Here is an 18,882-nt window from a genome sequence, read left to right on the forward strand (position 1 = left end):
CGTGAAATCCGGCTCCGCACGATCATCCAGAGGAGAGCAGTCTTGGCGAGAACGAAAACCACGCGCGCAGCGCCGGCCCCCGGCGCCGGTGTGATCTTCGCGTTGCGCGCGATCGGTCTCGTGCTGCTCGCGCGCTGGCTGTTCTCGATGTCCCAGATGGGCTATCGCGCGTCGCTGTCGGCGATGGTGTCGTCGCCGTGGGCGTTCATCTACCTCGTGCTGATCTTCCTGCTGCTCGCGCTGCCGGGCGCCGTCGCGCGCGCCGAGCGGCCGTTCCATCCGCTGCCGCAGTGGCTGCGCCAGGCGCTGCGCGTCTTTGCGCTGATCGGTTTCCTGTTTGCCGTGTGGTCGATCGGCGCGTTCGCATGGGCGGCCGGCTGGCGCCCCGCGCTGCATGCGGTGACGGCGACCAACGGCTGGCTCGTCGCCGCACCGGCGCTCTATGCGGCGATCGTCTGGATCTGCCGGCCGCGGCCGCTGTGGCGGACCAACGTGGCGGCGCGCCGCTTCGCGGTCGGCCGTTATGCGATTTCGCTCGACGTGCTGACGCGCACCGCGATCGTCTGGATGGAAAGCCGCAAGGTCGGCCAGTACGACGCGCGCGAGCTGTCGGTGCGCTGGCCCGGTCGGGCGGCGCCCGCCGCGGGCGGGCAGGGCGCGCCGGACGTGCAGCCTGCTGTCGTGCCGCCGCGCAGCGGCAGCCTGTTCCGGCGGCCGAAGGCGGAACTGCTGTGGGATTCGCCGGCGGCCGTCGGCCATAACCGGCAGATCGTGATGCGCGCGCCGCTCGCGACCGAGGGCGACCGCGTCGCGGTGCTCGCGCTCGACGCGGCGCTCAAGCAGATCGTCTGACAGGGCTCGCGCACCGGGCGCGGGTGACAAGGAGGCGCGATGATCGTCCGTTGGTTGCTGGCTGCCATTCACCTGAGCGCGTTCGCCGTTGCGTTCGCCGCGATCGCGGGACGCAACCGCGCGTTGCGCCGGCTCATCGCGTCGGCGCAGGCGGCCGACCTGCCCGGCGTATTCAAGGCTGATGCTGCGTGGGGGCTGTCGGCGCTCGTGCTGATCGTAACGGGGCTGATGCGCGCGTTCGGCGGGTTCGAGAAAGGCACCGCGTACTACCTGCACGAACCGCTCTTTCATCTGAAGATGACCGCGCTCGTGCTGATCCTGCTGCTCGAGGTCGTGCCGATGCTCGGGCTGATCCGCTGGCGTGTCGCCGCGCGGCAGCAGCAGATGCCCGATATCGGCCGGGCGCGCACCTATGTGCGGATCGGCCATTGGCAGGCCGCGCTGCTGGTCGTCATCGTGTTCGCCGCATCTGGGATGGCGCGGGGGATTGGGGCGGCCGGCTAGGTCTGGCCGGGTAGGTGTGGCCAGACTAGGTCTGGCCGCTAGATTTGGCCGACTAGGTCCCGCATAGCCACAACCATCCGGATCTCGTTCTGCCTGCACGGCATCCCCAGCCCGACATCAGCCGGGCCAGTCACGAACTGCGCCATTCCTCCCGATTTCGTCCCGACCGGGTGAGCCCGCCGCCCGGTCCGTCCGTGCTCAGCGCACCAGGCAGGGGCGCTTGTTGTTGAACGTCCACCCCGGAATCAGGTACTGCATGGCCGCCGCGTCGTCGCGGGCGCCGAGTCCGTGCTGCTTGTACAACTCGTGCGCGACCGCGACCGCATCCATGTCGATGTCGATGCCGAGCCCCGGCCGCTTCGGCACTTCCACCAGCCCGTTCTCGATCTTCAGCGGCTCGCGCGTCAGTCGTTCGCCGTCCTGCCAGATCCAGTGCGTGTCGATCGCGGTGACCTGGCCCGGCGCGGCGGCCGCGACATGCGTGAACATCGCGAGCGACACGTCGAAGTGGTTGTTCGAATGCGAACCCCACGTGAGGCCCCAGTCGCGGCACATCTGCGCGACGCGCACCGAACCCTGCATCGTCCAGAAGTGCGGATCGGCGAGCGGGATGTCGACGGCCTGAAGCTGCACCGCGTGGCCCATCTGCCGCCAGTCGGTCGCAATCATGTTGGTCGCCGTCGGCAGCCCCGTCGCGCGACGGAATTCGGTCATCACCTCGCGGCCCGAGTAACCGTTCTCCGCGCCGCACGGATCTTCCGCATACGCGAGCACGTGATGCTGGTCGCGGCACAGCCGCACGGCCTCGTCGAGCGACCACGCGCCGTTCGGGTCGAGCGTCACGCGCGCGTCGGGGAAGCGCTCGGCGAGCGCCGTCACGGCCTCGATCTCGCTGGCGCCTTCGAACACGCCGCCTTTCAGCTTGAAGTCGTTGAAGCCGTAGCGCGCATGCGCGGCCTCGGCGAGCCGCACGACCGCGTCGGGCGTCAGCGCCGGCTCGTCGCGCACGCGGGTCCAGTCGTCGGTCGCGCCGCTGCCGTCGCGATAGGCCAGCGCGGTCTTCGTGCGGTCGCCGACGTAGAACAGGTAGCCGAGCATTTCGACGCGCTCGCGCTGCTGGCCCTCGCCGAGCAGTGCGGCGACCGGCACGCCGAGATGCTGGCCAAGCAGGTCGAGCAGCGCGGCTTCGAGCGCGGTGACCGCGTGGATCGTCGTGCGCAGGTCGAAGGTCTGCAGCCCGCGGCCGCTCGCGTCGCGGTCGGCGAAGGTGCGCCGCACGTCATTGAGCACCGCGTGGTAGTTGCCGACCGGCTGGCCGACGACGAGCGCGCGCGCATCGTCGAGCGTGCGGCGGATGCTTTCGCCGCCCGGCACCTCGCCGACGCCGGTCCGGCCCGCGCTGTCCGTCAGGATCACGAGGTTGCGGGTGAAGAACGGACCGTGCGCGCCGCTCAGGTTGAGCAGCATGCTGTCGTGGCCGGCGACCGGAATCGCTTGCAGGTCGACGATGCGCGGCGTGTCGTGGGAAGGCGAGGCTGTGACGGCGTTCATGGGCGGCGATGGCGAAAGGATGGGCAATGCCGTGCGGCAAAAGCTTTGCCGCGCGCGGCGGGAGGTGCGATCATTCGACAACCGACGTGCGCGGCGCGCAAGGCCTGCATGTCGACAGCAACCCGGAACGGGGTGGGAGCGACAACCGGACCAGCGGAGCGCAGAACGCGAACGCTGGCTGATCGTAACGCATGGGACCAGGCAGGCGCCGGAACGCCGGCTTGAGTCGACAGGAGATCCATGTATCGATCATCAGTCGTCGGATGACTTGTGACGCAGTATAATGAATCATCGGCTTTCGCTCAAACCCCGCGTAAACCCTCGGCCCACATTACGATCATTCAAAAAGGAACCGGCCTCATGTCCGTGCCTACGTTTCCCGCAGCGCCGCGCCGTCGCGCACGCAGCCTCGCACAAGATGTCGTCGACGCGCTGACCGCGCAGATCGAAAACGGCACGCTGCGTCCCGGCGACAAGCTGCCGACCGAAACCGAAGTCATGGCGGCGCAGGGCGTGAGCCGTACGGTCGTGCGCGAGGCGATCTCGCGGATGCAGGCGAGCGGCCTCGTCGAGACGCGCCACGGCATCGGCAGCTTCGTGCTGGAGCCGTCGCGCCGCCAGACGCTCGGCATCGATCCCGCCACGATCACGACGCTGCGCGACGTGCTCGCGGTGCTCGAACTGCGTATCAGCCTCGAGAGCGAGTGCGCGAGCCTCGCCGCGCAGCGCGCGAACGATACCGACCTCGCCGCGCTGCGGCGCGCGCTCGACGCGATCGCGACGGGGGCGGGCGGCGGCCGCGACACGGCGCAGCTCGACTACCAGTTCCACCTGCAGATCGCGCAGTCCACCGGCAACCGCTATTTCGTCGACATCATGACGCAGCTCGGCACGTCGATCATCCCGCGCACGCGCGTGAATTCGGCGCGCTTTGCCGGCGACGACCTCGAGCGTTATGTCGGCCGGCTGAACCACGAGCACGAGGATATCTACGAGGCGATCGCGCGCCACGACCCGGAGGCCGCCCGCGCCGCGATGCGCACGCACCTCACCAACAGCCGCGAGCGGCTGCGCCGTGCGCACGAGGCGGCCGAGGCCGAGCGCGACACGCAGGCCAGTTGATGCGCCGGGCAGTGCGGCCCGCGTTGCCGCAGGCCCGATCGAATCGCATCAACATCAGTCGTCATATGAGATCGATGTAACTTCACCGATCTCCGGGGCCCGGCGGCGTTTCCGCCGCCGGCCGCCGACACCGCCGATCAGCCTCCCTTCGTCACGATCGTTTTCCACGTGCCGCTCTTCACCTGGTACAGCGTCGACATCCCGCTCTTCAGCGAGCCGTCGTTCGCGAACGAGATGCGGCCGGTGACCCCTTCGAAGTCGATCTTCTTGAGCGCCGGGCGATAGACCTTCGGGTCGGTCGAGCCGGCCGCCTGCATCGCCTTGATCGCGGCCCAGGCGGCGTCGTAGCCGAACTGCGCGTACGACAGTACTTCGACACCGAAGCGCTTCTTGAAGCGCTGTTCGAAATCCTTCCCTTGCGGCAGCTCGTCGAGCGGCCGGCCGTATTCCCACGCCATCGCGCCTTCAGCGGCCGGGCCCGCGATCTTGATGAACTCGTTGTCCTTCACGCCGCCGCCGCCGACGAACTGCGCGTTCAGCCCGAGCTGGCGCATCTGCTTGATGAAGTTCGCGGCGAGCGAATCGAGGCCGCCGAAGAAGATCAGGTCGGGGTTCTTGCCCTTCAGGCTCGTGATCTGCGCGCGGAAGTCGACCGCCTGGTTGTTGGTGAACTCGCGGCCGATGATCGTGCCGCCGGCAGCCTTCACGGCCTTCTCGAACTCGTCGGCCTCGCCCTGGCCGAACGCGGTGCGGTCGTCGATGATCGCGATACGCTTCGCCTTCGTCACGTCGACCGCGTACTTGCCCGCGTTGCCGGCGTTCTGGCCGTCGGTCGCGATCACCATGAACATGTTCGCGAGCCCGCGCGACGTGAGCGTCGGGTTGGTCGCGGCCGGATCGATCACAGGAATGCCCGACTTGTCGTAGACGACCGATGCCGGAATCGTCGTGCCCGAGTTGAAGTGGCCGACCACGACCGACACGTTCTGGTCGACGAGCGCCTGCGCGGCCTGCACGCCGATGCGCGGGTCGGCCTGGTCGTCCTGCACGACGAGATCGAAGTGCGCGGGTTTGCCGGCGATCTGCACCTTCTGTGCGACGGCGTCGTCGAGCGCGAGCTGCACGCCGTTCTGCAGATCCTTGCCGTAGCCGGCGTTCACGCCCGTGAGCGGCGCGGCGAAGCCGACCTTCACGTCGGTTGCGTCGGCGGCCCGGGCGGCCTGTTGCGAGAGGAGGGCGAGCGCGGATGCAATCGACACCGACAGCAGGGAATGACGGAATTTCATGTGGTTCCTCTTGTTCGATACCTGCGAGTGGGTACCGCACACGCTCGGACGGGCCGGGCGCGTGCGACGGGCGGGCGGTTCGACCGCTTCTCGGAATCGGGCGGGGAGGTCGGCATCGTGATCCTCGGAACACTCTCCCGTCAGGCTCCGCAAAGAGCCCCGATCGCCTCGATATATAGGTCGCCGATATGCACGGGTCTTGGCAATTTGCCGCGCATTCGGTGAGGATTTGCGCATAGCTTCCGCGCGTGCGGTGGCGGCCGGTATCGGGAGTTTCCCGTCGCGAGCGGAACGGGCGGGGAGGCGGGAGGGCGGTGCGGGGTGAAGCGGCGGCGCGGCCCGCCGGGGCCGCGCCGCGCGTGGGATGCCGTCAGTCGGACAGCGCGTCCGATGCGGCTTCGACGTCGTCGTGCGACGCGGTCGTGCGGATCAGCGGATCGCTGGTGCTCGGGCGGCCCGTCTCGACGTGGCCCGCGAAGCGGCGCAGGAAGCCGAGCGGCTTGCCGTCGCTGACGGTCAGGTCGTACCAGCCGTGGCTGCCGCGCAGGTCCCAGTAGTCGTCGACGTGCGTACCCGGCTTGAGGTCGAACTCGCGCGCATGGCCGTGGCCGTACGCGTTCGTCACCTTGAGCCGTACCGTCCGGTGGCCGCGGTTCATCAGGCGCAGCGTGATGTTGCCGTTCGCGACGTCGTAGCCGTAGATCACCTCGGGGTTGACGCTCGCGGGGCCGACCGCCGACGCGGCGGGGCTGCGGAAGTGGCAGTAGAAGCCGTTCGGGCCGTACACGTCGAGGTCGTACAGGCCGAGCGACGGCGCAGGGCTCCACGTGTCGGAGAGCCGCTTGCCTGCGTCGACCGTGTAGGTCCACGGGCCGTCGACGCGGTTGCGCGCCTGGACCTGGAACGCCGCGCCCGCGGCGCCGGTGTTCGCGAAGGTCAGCCGGAACTGGCCGCTCGCGTTGTCGATCCGCCCGTGCACGAACAGTTCGTACGGCAGCGCGCGCGCCGGACGCAGGCCGTGCTCCTGCTTCGGCAGATGCTGGACGACCGGCGGCACCGGGATGTAGTCGGGGTGACGGTTGCGGTCGGGCGGCGCGTAGCCGCTCGTGTCCGGGAGCTGCGGCCAGCTTGCGTCGGGTGTCGAGAAGTCGAACGCGGACGTCAGGTTGCCGCACACCGTGCGGCGCCACGGCGACACGTTCGCCGCCGTGACCGCATGCTGCGCACCGAACCGCGCCTCGATGAATTGCAGCAGCGACGTGTGATCGAAGGTCTGCGAGCAGACCCAGCCGCCCTTGGTCCACGGCGACACGACGAGCATCGGCACGCGCGGCCCGAGCCCGTAGGGGCCGGCCATGTGCGACGCGTCGCCGGCGAACGCCTCGTTGGTCGTCGCGACCGTCGACAGCCCGTTGTCGCGCGACTGCGGCGCGAACGGCGGCGGCACGTGGTCGAAGAAGCCGTCGTTTTCGTCGTACGTGATGAACAGTGCGGTCTTGCTCCACACGTCGGGGTTCGACACGAGCGCCTTCAGCACCTGCTCGATGTACCACGCGCCGTAGTTCGCGGGCCAGTTCGGGTGCTCGGAATACGCTTCCGGCGCGCAGATCCACGACACCTGGGGCAGCGTGCCGTTCTTCACGTCCTGCTGCAGCACGTCGAACAGCGTGCCGCCCGCGCTGATGTTGGTGCCGGTGCGCGCCTTGTCGTACAGCGGCGTGCCGGGCAGCGCGGTGCGGTACTGGTTGAAGTAGAGCAGCGCGTTGTCGCCGTAGTTGCCGATGTACGGGTTTTGCGTCCAGCCCCACGAGCCGTTCGCGTCGAGCCCCGTGCCGACGTCCTGGTAGATCTTCCACGACACGCCGGCCTGTTCGAGCACTTCCGGATAGGTCGTCCAGCCGTAGCCCCTTTCCTCGTTGCCGAGCACCGGGCCGCCGCCCGTGCCGTCGTTGCCGACGTAGCCCGTCCACATGTAGTAGCGGTTCGGGTCGGTCGAGCTCGGGATCGCGCAGTGGTACGCATCGCAGATCGTGAACGCGTCGGCGAGCTGGTAGTGGAACGGGATGTCGTCGCGCTTCAGGTACGCCATCGTCGTGGTGCCCTTGTTCGGCACCCACTGGTCGTAGCGGCCCTTGTTCCACGCGGCATGCATGTCCTGCCAGCCGTGCGGCAGGTCCTGCAGGAACTGCAGGCCGAGCTTGTCCGCGCCCGGGTGGAACGGCAGCAGTTCGGCCGGGCCGACCGGCTGGTGGAACACCGACTTGCCGTTCGCGAGACGCAGCGCGCGCGGGTCGCCGAAGCCGCGGACACCGCGCATCGTGCCGAAGTAATGGTCGAACGAGCGGTTCTCCTGCATCAGGATCACGATGTGTTCGATGTCGCGGATCGTGCCGGTGCGGCGGTTCGCGGGAATCGCAAGCGCATCGCGGATCACGGGCGGAAAGAGGTTCAGCGCGGCGGCGCCGGCAGTGCCGGCGGCGACGCGCAGGAAATCACGACGGTTCGATCGGGTCATGGTCGTTATCGTGCGGTAAAGAGGGGAGCCGATTGGCAGGACCTACGGAAAAGGCGCGCCCGGGTCGCAGGATGCGGCTGCGCCAGTTCGTGCCGCCGCGAGCATAGCGAGGAATCGGTGTCATTCATGTGAAGTCCGGAAACGTTTGCACGTGAATCGGACCGGCATCGGAACGCGTATCGCCGGCGGTCATGGCGCAGCAGGGAAAGCAGGAAAGCAGGAAAGCAGGGCGGCGCGCATGGGCGCCGGTGAAGCGGGGGCGGTGCGGGCGCGTCAGGCGTCCGTCACCCACGCGCCGAACCATTCGCTCGGGCGTGCGATTTCGTCCTGCGCGGCGACGAGTTCGAGTTCGTAGCGGCGTGCGTCGTAGGTGGCCTTCACGACCGCGTGCACGGCCGCGAGCGTGTGCTCGAACGCGGCGCGCACGGAGTCGCCGCGCAGCCGGCGCGCGACGAAAACCGCGCTGGTCAGGTCGCCGACGCCGACCGGATGGCGCGGAAATGCGTACAGCGGGCGTTGGCCGATCCACGCTTCGGTTTCGGTGACCGCGAGCATGTTGAAGCGGTCGGCCGGGCTGTTGCGGTCGTGCAGGTGCTTGACGAGGATGATCTGCGGGCCGCGGCGGATCAGCGCGCGGCACGCGTCGACGGCTTCGGCGACGGTTTCGATGCGCCGCCCGACGAGCTTCTGCAGCTCGGTGTGGTTCGGCGACATGCCGTCCGCGAGCGCGGGCATCTCCTGGACCATGAATTCCTCGACGCCGGGCTCCGGCCGGATGCCGCCCGTCTGGCCCATCGCCGGATCGCAGAAGTACCACGCGTCCGGATTCATCGTTTTCACCGTGCGCACGATCTCGACTGCCGCACGCGCCTGCGGCGGCGAGCCGAGGAAGCCGGACAGCACGGCGTCGCAGCGCTTGAGCGCGCCGATCGCGGCGATCCCGTCGACGAGCTGCTCCATCTTCGCGGCATCGATCGCGCTGCCGGCCCAGTGGCCGTACTGCATGTGATTCGACAACTGGACGGTATTGAGCGGCCAGACGTTGACGCCGAGGCGCTGCATCGGGAACACGGCCGCACTGTTGCCGGCATGGCCGTAGATGACGTGCGACTGAATGCTGAGGACGTTTTTCATGGGAAGCGCCTGCACGCGTTTCAGGGTCACGTCACACGATACCCGAGTTCGTCGCGCGCGCGGAAGTCGCGCGGCCCCGGAGTGTTGCGCGCCGTCGTCAGCCGACCGCGTAGAATCGCGGGGCGTGGCGCCGTTCGGCCAGCCGCGTGCGTTTCCAATCACCGTGACCGCCATGCTTCCGATTTGCAAGATGTTGTCCGTCGCGCGCGCCGCCCTGTTCGGCGCGGGCGTTGCCTTCGCATGCGCGACCTCCGCCGCCGAAGCCGCCCCGGTGCCCGCCGGCAACGACGGGCCGGCGTACGGCCCGCGCCTGGAGGGCTTTCCCTACCCGGAGCCCGAGCACCGCTACGCGTTCGTGTCGCAGCGCGAAACCCTCGAGATGACGTACATGGACGTGCAGCCGGTGCACCCGAACGGTCGCACCGTCGTGCTCCTGCACGGGAAGAACTTCTGTGCGGGGACCTGGGAAGACACGCTCGGCGTGCTGAGCCGCGCCGGCTATCGCGTGATCGCGCCGGACCAGATCGGCTTCTGCAAGTCGTCGAAACCCGACCGCTACCAGTACAGCTTCCAGCAGCTCGCGCGCAACACGCACGCGCTGCTGGAGTCGATCGGCGTGAAGTCGGCGACGATCGTCGGCCACTCGACGGGCGGGATGCTCGCGATCCGCTATGCGCTGATGTACCCGAAGGCGACCGACCAGCTCGTGCTCGTGAACCCGATCGGCCTCGAGGACTGGAAGGCGCTCGGCGTGCCGCCGCTGTCGGTCGACTACTGGTATGCGCGCGAGCAGAAGACGACGGCCGACGGCATCCGCCGCTACGAGCAGAGCACGTACTACGCGGGCAAATGGTCGCCGTCGTACGAGCGCTGGGTGCAGATGCTCGCCGGGATGTACCGCGGCGCCGGTCGCGATGCGGTTGCATGGAACTCCGCGCTGATCTACGACATGATCCTCACGCAGCCGGTGGTCTACGAACTCGGCGCGATCCGCGTGCCGACGCTGCTCATGATCGGCGACAAGGACACGACCGCGATCGGCAAGGACGTGGCGCCGCCCGACGTGCACGCGAAGCTCGGCCGCTATCCGGAACTCGCGAAGCGCACGCAGGCGGCGATCCCCGGCGCGCAGCTCGTCGAATTCCCGGCGCTCGGGCACGCACCGCAGATCCAGGACCCGGACGCATTCCACAAGGCGCTGCTCGACGGGCTGGCGGCCGTACACCCGCAGTGATGCGGGGCCGGCCGCCGGCGGCGCATGCTCGCGCGGTCAGCGCGACTCGTTCGCGAGTTCGTCGCGGATCTGCGCGGCCAGTTCGAACGAGCGCAGCCGCGCGGCGTGATCGTAGATCTGCGCGGTGATGATCAATTCGTCCGCCCCCGTCTGCGCGATGCGGTCGCGCAGCTTGTCGCGCACCGTGTCGCGCGAGCCGACCGCCGCGAACGACAGCGAATGCGCGACGTTGGCGAGTTCGAGCTCGTTCGCCTCGAGTGCGTCGACGGGCGGCGGCAGCTTGCCCGGCGTGCCGCGCCGCAGGTTGATGAACTGCTGCTGCAGCGACGTGAACAGGCGCCGCGCCTCGTCGTCGGTATCGGCCGCGAACACGTTGACGCCGACCATCGCGTGCGGCTTCGGCCACGCGGCCGACGGCCGGTACTGCGCGCGGTAGATCTCGAGCGCGCGCATCAGGTAGTCCGGCGCGAAGTGCGACGCGAACGCGAACGGCAGCCCGAGCATCGCGGCGAGCTGCGCGCTGAACAGGCTCGAGCCGAGCAGCCACACGGGCACCTCGAGCCCCGCGCCGGGCACCGCGCGCACGCGCTGGCCGGGCACCGGCTCCGCGAAGTAGCGCAGCAGCTCGGCGACGTCGTCCGGAAACGAGTCGGCGCTGCCGATCAGGTCGCGGCGCAGCGCGCGCGACGTGGTCTGGTCGGTGCCGGGCGCGCGGCCGAGGCCGAGGTCGATGCGCCCCGGATACAGCGACGCGAGCGTGCCGAACTGCTCCGCGATCACGAGCGGCGCGTGGTTCGGCAGCATGATGCCGCCCGACCCGACGCGGATCGTCTGCGTGGCGCCCGCGACATGGCCGATCACGACCGCGGTCGCCGCGCTCGCGATGCCGGGCATGTTGTGATGCTCGGCGAGCCAGTAGCGTCGATAGCCCCAGCGTTCCGCGTGCTGCGCGAGATCGACGGTGTTGCGGAACGCCTGCGAGGCGTCGGCGCCGGCCGGAATGGGGGCGAGATCGAGTACGGAAAACGGAGTCATCGGGTGGCCTTCGAAAGGGGGCGCGCGGTGATGCGCTGACGCAACAAATGCCAAGGATTTTGCCAAAGGGTTCCGGAACGTGCTGGGGGCGCGCCGATACCCATGCGCGTGACAGGGATGCAGGGTCGAATTCGTTGGTTGTTGCAAAAATCAATCCAATCGCTGACTAATTACCAATCTTTACCGCGATTGGATGTGAATCCGCATCGACCTACAAATTTGCACGAAACGTTTGATTTTCTAGACTGCAATACGCCTGCAAAGTCCTTACGCTAACGTGAACGCGGTTGCGCCCAAATGGTTCGCCGACTGCGCAGCTTTGCCGGAATTGCACCAGTCCGTTTCTCGTAGTGCCGAGCGCGGGGTGCCGCGGACTGCTAAAATCCGGCGCCTGCCCATGTTGTGCCGATGGTAGCTATTCGAATCTTCCCGCATCCCGTCCGGGCGTCGCGCGGAGATGCGCCACGCGAAGCCGGGCATGGCAACACCCGAAAACGGGTCGTGCCTCCCCCAAACACAGACGCTGCTGGAACAAGGAGTCGGGTCGTGCCCGCATTCGTCGTTGTCCGAATACCGCATCACGCTCAATCACGCGCAAGCGTTCGCCGTGGCGTTCAGGTCGCCGGGAGGCGTCGCGCATGACGCCAACGGCCACGCTGCTCGACTGGCTCCTGATCGCGTTCACGCTGGCCGCGGCCGGCTATGCGCTGGTCGCCGCCTTTGCGCCGCGGCCGCGCACGCCGCGCACGGCCGCGCGCGACGGCTTCGAGCCGGTCAGCGTGCTCAAGCCGCTGTGCGGCGCGGAGCCGCACCTGTACGAAAACCTCGCGACCTTCTGCGAACAGCGCCACCCGCGCCATGAAGTGCTGTTCGGCGTCGCGTCGGCGGCCGACCCGGCGGTGGCCGTCGTCGAGCGGCTGCGCGCCGACTATCCCGAGTGCGACATCACGCTCGTGATCGACGCGCGCGTGCACGGCAAGAACCTGAAGGTCAGCAACCTGATCAATCTCGCGGCGCGCGCGAAATACGGTCGCATCGTGATCGCGGACAGCGATATCGCGGTGAAGCCCGACCACCTGGAGCGCGTGACGGCGCCGCTCGCCGATGCGTCGGTCGGTGTCGTCACGTGCCTGTATCATGCGCGCAGCGTCGGCGGGTTCTGGACGCGAATCGGCGCGCAGTTCGTCGATGCCTGGTTCGCGCCGTCGGTGCGGATCACGCACCTCGGCCGCTCGAGCCGCTTCGGCTTCGGTGCGACCCTCGCGCTGACGCGCGACACGCTCGACCGGATCGGCGGCTTTCTCGCGCTGAAGGACGAGCTGGCCGACGATTTCTGGCTTGCCGAGCTGCCGCGCCGCCTCGGGCGGCGCACCGTGCTGTCGGAGGTCGAGGTCGCGACCGACGTGATCGAGCCGTCGTTCGGGCCGCTGTGGCACCGCGAGACGCGCTGGCTGCGTACGATCCGGTCGCTGAACCCGGCCGGTTTCGCGTTCCTGTTCATCACCTTTACCGTGCCGTGGCTCGCGATCGGCGCGGCGCTCGCGCTGCGTCTCGACGGGACGTTTGCGGGTACGCTGGCAGGTTCCGCGGCCGCCGTCGGCGCATTCGGGCGGCTCGTGCTGCATGCGCGCGGCGAGGACGGCTGGCGCGCGTTCTGGCGCGACCTGCCCCTCGTCGCGGTGCGCGACACGCTGCTCGCGCTCGAGTGGCTCGCGGCCGCGTTCGGCACGCATGTCGTGTGGCGCGGCGCGAGAATGACGGTCGTCGGCGGCGAACGCGCGACGGCGGCCGTGGAAGGGGCAGACGGCCGCTAGGGCCGCTCCCGGACGAACCCGGCCCGAGGGCCGAGACGCGCTGCGCGCAGAAGCCGCGCGACGCGACATGACAGAGAGAGGCGGGCGCCGGCAGGGCGGCCCGCGGTTTTTTGACTGAATCGTTGAATCGAAACGAACTATGCAGGCTACCGGAGCATTCATGAAAACGCTGTTCTTGCAGGCCCCTTCGTATGACGGCTTCGACGGCGGAGCCGGCTCGCGCTACCAGGCGAAGCGCGAAATCCGTTCCTTCTGGTATCCGACGTGGCTCGCGCAGCCGGCCGCGCTCGTGCCGGGCAGCCGCGTCGTCGATGCGCCGGCCGACGGCCTGTCGGTCGAGGAGACGCTGAAGATCGCGAACGACTACGATCTCGTGATCATCCACACGAGCACGCCGTCGTTCCCGACCGACGCGATGTTCGCGCAGGATCTCAAGAAGATGAAGCCGTCGATGCTGGTCGGCATGGTGGGCGCGAAGGTGATGGTCGATCCGCACAACTCGCTCACGGCGAGCGAGGCCATCGACTTCGTGTGCCGCGAGGAATTCGACTACACCTGCAAGGAAATCGCCGAAGGCAAGCCGCTCGCCGAGATCAAGGGCTTGAGCTGGCGCGCGAAGGACGGCTCAATCGAGCACAACGAAGCGCGTCCGATCCTCGAGAACATGGACGAACTGCCGTTCGTCGCGCCCATCTACAAGCGCGACCTGAAGATCGACAACTACTTCATCGGCTACCTGAACTACCCGTACGTGTCGATCTACACGGGCCGCGGCTGCAAGTCGCGCTGCACGTTCTGCCTGTGGCCGCAGACGGTCAGCGGCCATCGCTACCGCACGCGCTCGGTCGAGAACGTGCTCGCGGAAGCGAAGTGGATCCGCGACAACATGCCGGAAGTGAAGGAACTGATGTTCGACGACGACACCTTCACCGACGACCTGCCGCGCGCAGAAGCCATCGCCATCGGTCTGGGCAAGCTCGGCATGACGTGGTCGTGCAACGCGAAGGCCAACGTGCCGTACAAGTCGCTCAAGGTCATGAAGGAAAACGGCCTGCGCCTGCTGCTGGTCGGTTTCGAATCCGGCGACGACCAGATCCTCGTGAACATCAAGAAGGGCGTGCGCACCGATTTCGCGCGCCGCTTCAGCGCGGACTGCAAGAAGCTCGGCATCAAGATCCACGGCACCTTCATTCTCGGCCTGCCGGGCGAGACGCAGGAAACCATCAAGAAGACGATCGAGTACGCGAAGGAAATCAATCCGCACACGATCCAGGTCTCGCTCGCCGCGCCGTATCCGGGCACGACGCTCTACAAGCAGGCCGTGGAAAACGGCTGGATGGAAGAGAACAAGACCATCAACCTGGTGAGCAAGGAAGGCGTGCAGCTCGCGGCGATCGGCTACGCGCATCTGTCGCGCGACGAGATCTATCACCACCTCGAGCAGTTCTATCGCCAGTTCTACTTCCGTCCGTCGAAGATCTGGGAGATTGTCCGCGAGATGCTGACGAGCTGGGACATGATGAAGCGCCGCCTGCGCGAAGGCGTCGAGTTCTTCCGCTTCCTGCGCGCGCACGAGGCCTGATTCGTGGCGACGCAGCCGGCGGCGCGGGCGCTGATCTTCACCGCGGACGACTTCGGGCTGCACCCGCGCGTCAACGCGGCGGTCGAGCGCGCGCACCGCGACGGCGTGCTGAACGCCGCGAGCCTGATGGTCGGCGCGCCCGCCGCGCAGGATGCGATCGAACGCGCGCGGCGGCTGCCGTCGCTCGCGGTCGGCCTGCATCTCGTCCTCGCGGACGGGCCGGCCACGCTGCCCGCGCATGACATTCCCGCGCTCGTCGGCCCCGACGGGCGGTTCGGCGACGCGATGGCGAAGGACGGCTGTCGTTTCTTCTTCCTGCCGCACGTGCGTGCGCAATTGCGCCGCGAGATCCGTGCACAGTTCGACGCGTTCGCGGCGAGCGGCCTGCCGCTCGACCACGTGAACGCGCACAAGCATTTCCACCTGCATCCGACCGTGCTGTCGATGATCATCGAGATCGGCCGCGATTACGGGCTGCGCGCGGTGCGGCTGCCGTACGAGACGAGCGCGTCCGCGCTGCTCAAGCCGTGGATCGCGCTCGTGCGCGCACGGCTCGACCGCGCGGGGCTCGCGCACAACGACTACGTGGTCGGGATCGAGCATACGGGCGCGATGGACGAGGCTGTGCTGCTCGATGCGCTCGCCACGCTGCCGCCGGGCGTCGGCGAGATCTACTGCCATCCGGCCGAGGCCGGCGACGGCCCGATCACGCCGACGATGGCCGGCTACCGTCCGGTGGACGAACTGGATGCGCTGCTGTCGCCGCGCGTTGCCGCCGCGCTGAACGCGGCGGGCGTCGCGACCGGCGGCTTTGCCGACGTGTTCGGCCAGCGTGCGGCCCGGCGTGGCGCGCACGCGCCGCGCACACCGGGAGCGCAGCCGTCATGACCAAGTGGATCAAGTGGCTCGGCTGGCCGATCGGCATCGGCATCCTGCTCGCGCTGGGGCTGCACGAAGGCGTCGGCGACGTGTCGCAGATGCTCGCGCGCGCCGGTTACGCGCTGCTGTGGCTCGTGCCGTTCCACGCGCTGCCGCTGCTGCTCGACGCGTATGCATGGCACCTGCTGCTCGACCGGCGCAGTTCGCTGCCGTTCCTGTGGTGGATCGCGACCGTGCGCGAGGCCGTGAACCGGCTGCTGCCGGTGGTCGGGATCGGCGGCGAGCTGGTCGGCATCCGGCTCGCGCGCTGGCAGGTGCCCGACGCGAGCCGCGTGACGGCGTCGGTGATCGTCGAGGTGCTGGTGACGATCGTCGTCCAGTATGCGTTCGCGGCGCTCGGCCTCGTGCTGCTGCTGTCGACGACGGACAACATGGGCGGCGGCACGATCGGCCTCGCGCTGCTGCTGACGCTGCCGTTGCCCGTGCTCGGCGTCGTGCTGATGCGGCGCGGCGGCATCTTCCACGCGATCGAGCGTTTCGCGGGCCGCCTGCTCGGCGATTCGCACCGGCTGCTGCAGGGCGTCGACGGCCGCCGGCTCGACGCCGACATCGACGGGCTGATGTCGCGCACGGGCCTGCTGTTCAGCGCATTCTTCTGGCAACTGGCCGGCTACGTGCTCGGCGCGCTCGAGATCTACTGGGCGCTCGCGCTGCTCGGCCATCCGGTGTCGATCGGCGGCGCGATCGCGATCGAGGCGATGACGCAGGCCGTGCGGCATGCCGCGTTCATGGTGCCGGGCGGCCTCGGCGTGCAGGAGGCGACCGTCGTGCTGCTCGCGCAGATGTTCGGCGTCGACCGCGAGACGGCGCTGTCGCTCGCGCTGGTCAAGCGCGGCCGCGAGGTGCTGTTCGGCTGCCTGGCGCTCGGTTCGTGGCAGCTCGCCGAACTCGTGCGCACGCGCCGCCGCATCGGCGCGCCGCCGGCCGTGCCGCGCGCGCCGCATCCGGCGAGCCGCATGCCCGAAACCGAAACTCAAGCCGAAACGACGCATTGAACACGAGACGGGCCGCGCGCCCGTCTCGCGCTTTTGGCGTCGCGCGGGTATGCTTGCCGCGTGTTTTCTCGACGCGCAATTCTTCCGATGATTTTCCGTTTCCGGCTGCTTCCCGTGACGATGCTGGCCGCCGCGCTGGCGCTGACTGGCTGCGACGACAAGCAAGGTAACCTCGACGTGCAACGTATCAGGGACTTCTTCAACGCGATCAAGCCCGCGCCGCTGCTGCTGAAGGGGCTGAAGGTCGGCGAATCGACCGAGGCCGACGTACGCGGCACGATGGGCAAGCCCGAGACCGAGCGCGAGTTCACCGACGGCTCGAAGCGTTTCGAATATCCGCGCGGCCCGATGGGCAACCAGACGTGGTTCGTCGATCTCGATGCGAACGGCCGCTACACCGGCGCGACGCAGGTGCTGACCGCCGAGAATTTCGCGAAGGTGCGCCCCGGGATGAACGAGGACGAGGTGCGGCGCCTGCTCGGCAAGCCGGGCGACATCGCGCAGTATCCGCTGAAGCCCGAGACGGTCTGGAGCTGGCGCTGGCTCGAGGACGGCGTCAACACCGACGCGTTCTTCAACGTTCATTTCGGCCCGGACGGGCTTGTCTATACGACGTCGCGCTCCGACATCCTGAAGGGGCGGTAAGCCGGCCCGCGTTCGGCGCTATATCGAAAAAGCGACCGGAAAATTGCAAAAAGTCCGCTTCCCTGCGTGTCATCCGACTGTCAGGAAGCGGCTTTTTTCCTTTTGAAACAGCGGAGTAGGCCGGGGTCGCAAATGGCGGGGCGGGTTGCTGCGATGCAGCAATCGCATGCAAGGTGATTTGAGACAAACAATTTCGCTTGCGACTATCCGCGTCAGCCCGGCGCGGGACAGGCATTCGCGTCGGCATCCATTCCAACTCTGGAGACGCGCGTGTTCCTTTACGGCTTTGGTCCTGTCCTCTGGGCCGGCACCGTGCAGACCATCGAGCTGTCGGTGCTGTCGCTCGCCACTGCGGTGGCGCTGGGGCTGATCGGCGCGGTGGCGAAGCTGTCGCACAACCGGGTGCTGCGAGCGATCGCGACCGGTTATACGACGCTGATCCGCTCGGTGCCCGATCTTGTGCTGATGCTGCTGCTGTTCTACAGCATCCAGATCTGGCTGAACCAGTTCACCGACCTCGTCGGCTGGAACCAGATCGACATCGACCCGTTCGTGGCCGGCGTGCTGACGCTCGGCTTCATCTACGGCGCGTACTTCACCGAGACCTTTCGCGGCGCGTTCCTGTCGGTGCCGCGCGGCCAGCTCGAGGCCGGTGCCGCGTACGGGATGAGCGGTGCGCGCGTGTTCGTGCGGATCATGTTTCCTCAGATGATGCGCTTTGCGCTGCCCGGGATCGGAAACAACTGGCAGGTGCTCGTGAAGGCGACCGCGCTGGTGTCGATCATCGGCCTCGCGGACGTCGTGAAGGCAGCGCAGGACGCCGGCAAGAGCACGTTCAACATGTTCTTCTTCATCCTCGTCGCGGCGCTGATCTACCTCGCGATCACGACCGTTTCCAACCTCGTGCTGATCCAGCTCGAGAAGCGTTATTCCATGGGCGTGCGGCACGCAGAACTATGATCGAGATCCTTCAGGAATTCGGCAAGGCGTTCCTTTACTGGGACGGCCAGCGCCTCTCCGGCCTTGCGGTGACGCTGTGGCTGCTCGTTGCGTCGATTTCGCTCGGCTTCGTATGCGCGGTGCCGCTCGCGGTCGCGCGCGTGTCGAAGAAGAAGTGGGTGTCGATGCCCGTGCGGTTCTACACGTACGTGTTCCGCGGCACGCCGCTCTACGTGCAGTTGCTGCTGATGTACACGGGCATGTACAGCCTCGAGTTCGTGCGTTCGCATTCGCTGCTCGACGCGTTCTTCCGCAGCGGCTTCAACTGCGCGATTCTCGCGTTCGCGCTGAACACCTGCGCGTACACGACCGAGATCTTTGCGGGTGCGATCCGCGCGATTCCGCACGGCGAGGTCGAGGCTGCGCGGGCATACGGGATGACGCCGTTCACGATGTACCGCCGCGTGATCCTGCCGTCGGCGCTGCGTCGTGCGCTGCCGCTGTACAGCAACGAGGTGATCCTGATGCTGCACGCGACGACCGTCGCGTTCACCGCGACCGTGCCCGACATCCTGAAGGTCGCGCGCGATGCGAATTCCGCGACCTACATGGCGTTCCAGTCGTTCGGAATCGCCGCGCTGATCTATCTTGCGGTATCTTTCGCACTCGTCGCGGCATTTCGCCGTGCGGAGCGCCACTGGCTCGCGTATCTCGCGGCCGCCCGTCATTGATTCC

The 18,882-nt window shown here is 68.0% G+C and carries 16 protein-coding genes; 11 read left to right on the plus strand and 5 right to left on the minus strand.

The features are described from left to right. Positions 1–42: 42 nt before the first annotated feature. Both ABD05_RS11420 and ABD05_RS11425 read left to right on the plus strand, forming a co-directional pair. Complete coding sequence (locus tag ABD05_RS11420) at positions 43–852, plus strand: hypothetical protein (protein WP_047900210.1); 810 nt, start codon at positions 43–45, stop codon at positions 850–852. 39 nt (positions 853–891) lie between these two features. Then, positions 892–1,356, plus strand: coding sequence for a DUF2214 family protein (locus ABD05_RS11425; protein ID WP_047900211.1), 465 nt, complete (start codon positions 892–894; stop codon positions 1,354–1,356). A 198-nt stretch (positions 1,357–1,554) separates the two neighbouring features. Here ABD05_RS11425 and gudD read toward each other — a convergent pair whose 3' ends face one another. After that, positions 1,555–2,907 (minus strand): glucarate dehydratase, encoded by a 1,353-nt coding sequence (gene gudD / locus ABD05_RS11430; RefSeq protein ID WP_047900212.1) that lies wholly within the window; start codon positions 2,905–2,907, stop codon positions 1,555–1,557. A gap of 360 nt (positions 2,908–3,267) precedes the next feature. Between gudD and ABD05_RS11435 the strand changes: the two genes are divergently transcribed. After that, positions 3,268–4,029, plus strand: a complete 762-nt coding sequence (locus tag ABD05_RS11435; protein ID WP_047900213.1) for a FadR/GntR family transcriptional regulator — start codon at positions 3,268–3,270, stop codon at positions 4,027–4,029. Positions 4,030–4,166: 137 nt separating this feature from the next. Here ABD05_RS11435 and ABD05_RS11440 read toward each other — a convergent pair whose 3' ends face one another. The 3 genes from ABD05_RS11440 to pdxY form a co-directional block, all read right to left on the minus strand. Further along, positions 4,167–5,315 carry a branched-chain amino acid ABC transporter substrate-binding protein gene (locus ABD05_RS11440; protein ID WP_047900214.1) on the minus strand — a complete coding sequence of 383 codons (1,149 nt, stop codon included), beginning with the start codon at positions 5,313–5,315 and terminating at the stop codon, positions 4,167–4,169. 370 nt (positions 5,316–5,685) lie between these two features. Then, complete coding sequence (locus ABD05_RS11445; protein WP_047900215.1) at positions 5,686–7,830, minus strand: phosphocholine-specific phospholipase C; 2,145 nt, start codon at positions 7,828–7,830, stop codon at positions 5,686–5,688. 273 nt (positions 7,831–8,103) lie between these two features. Beyond that, complete coding sequence (gene pdxY / locus ABD05_RS11450) at positions 8,104–8,964, minus strand: pyridoxal kinase PdxY (protein WP_047900216.1); 861 nt, start codon at positions 8,962–8,964, stop codon at positions 8,104–8,106. Positions 8,965–9,136: 172 nt separating this feature from the next. Here pdxY and ABD05_RS11455 point away from each other — a divergent pair, with 172 nt between their 5' ends. After that, complete coding sequence (locus ABD05_RS11455; RefSeq protein WP_047901165.1) at positions 9,137–10,198, plus strand: alpha/beta fold hydrolase; 1,062 nt, start codon at positions 9,137–9,139, stop codon at positions 10,196–10,198. 36 nt (positions 10,199–10,234) lie between these two features. Here the strand turns inward: ABD05_RS11455 and ABD05_RS11460 are convergent, their stop codons facing one another. Next, complete coding sequence (locus ABD05_RS11460; RefSeq protein ID WP_047900217.1) at positions 10,235–11,233, minus strand: LLM class flavin-dependent oxidoreductase; 999 nt, start codon at positions 11,231–11,233, stop codon at positions 10,235–10,237. A gap of 638 nt (positions 11,234–11,871) precedes the next feature. Here ABD05_RS11460 and hpnI point away from each other — a divergent pair. The 7 genes from hpnI (at position 11,872) to ABD05_RS11495 (ending at position 18,878) form a co-directional block, all read left to right on the plus strand. Beyond that, positions 11,872–13,047: a bacteriohopanetetrol glucosamine biosynthesis glycosyltransferase HpnI gene (hpnI, locus tag ABD05_RS11465; RefSeq protein ID WP_047900218.1), complete on the plus strand. Its 1,176-nt coding sequence runs from the start codon at positions 11,872–11,874 to the stop codon at positions 13,045–13,047. A 139-nt stretch (positions 13,048–13,186) separates the two neighbouring features. Continuing rightward, positions 13,187–14,629 carry a hopanoid biosynthesis associated radical SAM protein HpnJ gene (gene hpnJ, locus ABD05_RS11470; RefSeq protein WP_409994810.1) on the plus strand — a complete coding sequence of 481 codons (1,443 nt, stop codon included), beginning with the start codon at positions 13,187–13,189 and terminating at the stop codon, positions 14,627–14,629. A 3-nt stretch (positions 14,630–14,632) separates the two neighbouring features. Further along, positions 14,633–15,517 carry a hopanoid biosynthesis-associated protein HpnK gene (hpnK, locus tag ABD05_RS11475; RefSeq protein ID WP_047900220.1) on the plus strand — a complete coding sequence of 295 codons (885 nt, stop codon included), beginning with the start codon at positions 14,633–14,635 and terminating at the stop codon, positions 15,515–15,517. Then, complete coding sequence (locus ABD05_RS11480; protein WP_047900221.1) at positions 15,514–16,563, plus strand: HpnL family protein; 1,050 nt, start codon at positions 15,514–15,516, stop codon at positions 16,561–16,563. The genes hpnK and ABD05_RS11480 overlap by 4 nt, the downstream gene beginning before the upstream one ends. 87 nt (positions 16,564–16,650) lie before the next feature. Beyond that, on the plus strand, positions 16,651–17,208 hold the full coding sequence (locus ABD05_RS11485) for a lipoprotein (protein ID WP_047900222.1): 558 nt from the start codon (positions 16,651–16,653) through the stop codon (positions 17,206–17,208). A gap of 270 nt (positions 17,209–17,478) precedes the next feature. Next, the gene (locus ABD05_RS11490) at positions 17,479–18,168 is read left to right on the plus strand and encodes an ABC transporter permease (RefSeq protein ID WP_047900223.1); all 690 of its coding nucleotides are present in this window, start codon (positions 17,479–17,481) and stop codon (positions 18,166–18,168) included. Continuing rightward, positions 18,165–18,878 (plus strand): ABC transporter permease, encoded by a 714-nt coding sequence (locus tag ABD05_RS11495; protein ID WP_047900224.1) that lies wholly within the window; start codon positions 18,165–18,167, stop codon positions 18,876–18,878. Before ABD05_RS11490 ends, ABD05_RS11495 begins: the two co-directional genes overlap by 4 nt. Positions 18,879–18,882 lie beyond the last annotated feature (4 nt).

It is taken from the genome of Burkholderia pyrrocinia, from assembly GCF_001028665.1.
GTDB classification, from domain to species: Bacteria; Pseudomonadota; Gammaproteobacteria; order Burkholderiales; family Burkholderiaceae; genus Burkholderia; species Burkholderia pyrrocinia.